The organism is Stenotrophomonas aracearum (assembly GCF_031834615.1).
GTDB classification, from domain to species: Bacteria; Pseudomonadota; Gammaproteobacteria; order Xanthomonadales; family Xanthomonadaceae; genus Stenotrophomonas; species Stenotrophomonas aracearum.
Map to the genome: position 1 here is coordinate 4,270,001 of NZ_CP115543.1, position 2,500 is coordinate 4,272,500.

The window sequence follows — 2,500 nt, forward strand, 5'->3', positions numbered from 1 at the left end:
GCTTTCACCCGAAGGTCGTATGCGGTATTAGCGTAAGTTTCCCTACGTTATCCCCCACGAAAAGGTAGATTCCGATGTATTCCTCACCCGTCCGCCACTCGCCACCCAGAGAGCAAGCTCTCCTGTGCTGCCGTTCGACTTGCATGTGTTAGGCCTACCGCCAGCGTTCACTCTGAGCCAGGATCAAACTCTTCACTTAAAACTGCATAGTCCGAAGACTAAAAATTTAAAGCTGCAGATGCTTGACCGCTGGCAACGTTTCGCTTGCTTTTAAAACAATTGATATGTTGCTTGATCAAACGTCTGCAAGATGGACATACATCCTTCCTGCAGGCGCCTTCACAAGATACCTGCGCATACTGTCAAAGAACTTTGGAGTCGGCCTCAGCGCCTTCCTCCGTGTGCCCCGACGTTTCCGTCGTTGCGAGCCGCCCATTATAGCCGGCAAATCCGCTTCGTCAACACCTTTTTTAGAGGTGGTTCCCGGTGACCTGGGACCGAAGCACCCGAGGGCGTTTCGTCGTTGCGAGCCGCCTATTATGTCAGGCTTTTCGAATCTGTCAACAACTTGTGACGTGAACTTGAAGTTCCTGTTGAAGTTGTTGCTGCAAGTGCAGCAAAAAGCATGTGCTTGCAAAAAAAGGAAAACCCCGTTGCGCAAGCAACGGGGTTCTCGGGTGTAAACCCTGGCGATGACCTACTCTCGCATGGCTTGAGCCACACTACCATCGGCGCAGCTGCGTTTCACTTCCGAGTTCGGGATGGGATCGGGTGGTTCCACAGCGCTAATTTCACCAGGGAGACGGTTGGAGTGTCGCAGATGCGGTGCCTTCTTAGAGTCTGCACATGGATGTGCAGGCTTTTGCGAAGGGACGCGCATATCAGCGCCAGCCTCTCATAGGTCTTGTGACGTAGCGTGCACTTGGTATCCATCGACATGTCATGTCGGCCAAGGCAACTTGAGGTTATATGGTCAAGCCACACGGATCATTAGTATCAGTTAGCTCAATACATTGCTGTACTTACACACCTGACCTATCAACCACATAGTCTATATGGTTCCTTCAGGGGGCTTGTGCCCCGGGAGATCTCATCTTGAGGCGCGCTTCCCGCTTAGATGCTTTCAGCGGTTATCGCTTCCGAACATAGCTACCCGGCAATGCCACTGGCGTGACAACCGGAACACCAGAGGTTCGTCCACTCCGGTCCTCTCGTACTAGGAGCAGCCCCTCTCAAATCTCCAACGCCCATGGCAGATAGGGACCGAACTGTCTCACGACGTTCTGAACCCAGCTCGCGTACCACTTTAAATGGCGAACAGCCATACCCTTGGGACCGACTACAGCCCCAGGATGTGATGAGCCGACATCGAGGTGCCAAACACCGCCGTCGATATGAACTCTTGGGCGGTATCAGCCTGTTATCCCCGGAGTACCTTTTATCCGTTGAGCGATGGCCCTTCCATACAGAACCACCGGATCACTAAGTCCTAGTTTCCTACCTGCTTGATCCGTCGATCTTGCAGTCAAGCACGCTTATGCCTTTGCACACAGTGCGCGATGTCCGACCGCGCTGAGCGTACCTTCGAGCTCCTCCGTTACTCTTTAGGAGGAGACCGCCCCAGTCAAACTACCCACCATACACGGTCCCCGACCCAGATAATGGGCCCAGGTTAGAACGTCAAGCACGACAGGGTGGTATTTCAAGGATGGCTCCACTGCAGCTAGCGCCACAGTTTCATAGCCTCCCACCTATCCTACACAGACGAACTCAACGTTCAGTGTAAAGCTATAGTAAAGGTTCACGGGGTCTTTCCGTCTTGCCACGGGAACGCTGCATCTTCACAGCGATTTCAATTTCACTGAGTCTCGGGTGGAGACAGCGCCGCTGTCGTTACGCCATTCGTGCAGGTCGGAACTTACCCGACAAGGAATTTCGCTACCTTAGGACCGTTATAGTTACGGCCGCCGTTTACTGGGGCTTCGATCAAGAGCTTCGCCTTGCGGCTGACCCCATCAATTAACCTTCCAGCACCGGGCAGGCGTCACACCCTATACGTCCACTTTCGTGTTTGCAGAGTGCTGTGTTTTTGATAAACAGTCGCAGCGGCCTGGTTTCTGCGGCCCTCTTCAGCTATAGCTCGCATGAGCCACCAAAAAGGGCGCACCTTCTCCCGAAGTTACGGTGCCATGTTGCCTAGTTCCTTCACCCGAGTTCTCTCAAGCGCCTGAGAATTCTCATCCTACCCACCTGTGTCGGTTTACGGTACGGTCTGCGTAAGCTGAAGCTTAGGAGCTTTTCCTGGAAGCGTGGTATCAGTGACTTTGTCTTAAAGACTCGTCTCGGTGCTCGGTCTTAGAGGATCCCGGATTTGCCAAAGATCCAAACCTACCGCCTTTCCCCCGGACAACCAACGCCGGGTACACCTAACCTTCTCCGTCCCTCCATCGCACTTACGCGAGGTGCAGGAATATTAACCTGCTTCCCATCGACTACGACT

3 rRNA genes (2 of these 3 cut by a window edge) are annotated in these 2,500 nt (G+C 53.4%); all 3 read right to left on the minus strand.

Features of this window, described 5'->3' with window-relative positions:
• A 16S ribosomal RNA gene (locus PDM28_RS19010) occupies positions 1–199 on the minus strand; it reaches 1,346 nt to the left of the window's first position.
• 485 nt (positions 200–684) lie between these two features.
• Positions 685–799, minus strand: a 5S ribosomal RNA gene (gene rrf, locus PDM28_RS19015).
• 170 nt (positions 800–969) lie between these two features.
• Positions 970–2,500: ribosomal RNA gene (locus PDM28_RS19020) — 23S ribosomal RNA — on the minus strand (it continues 1,348 nt past the right edge of the window).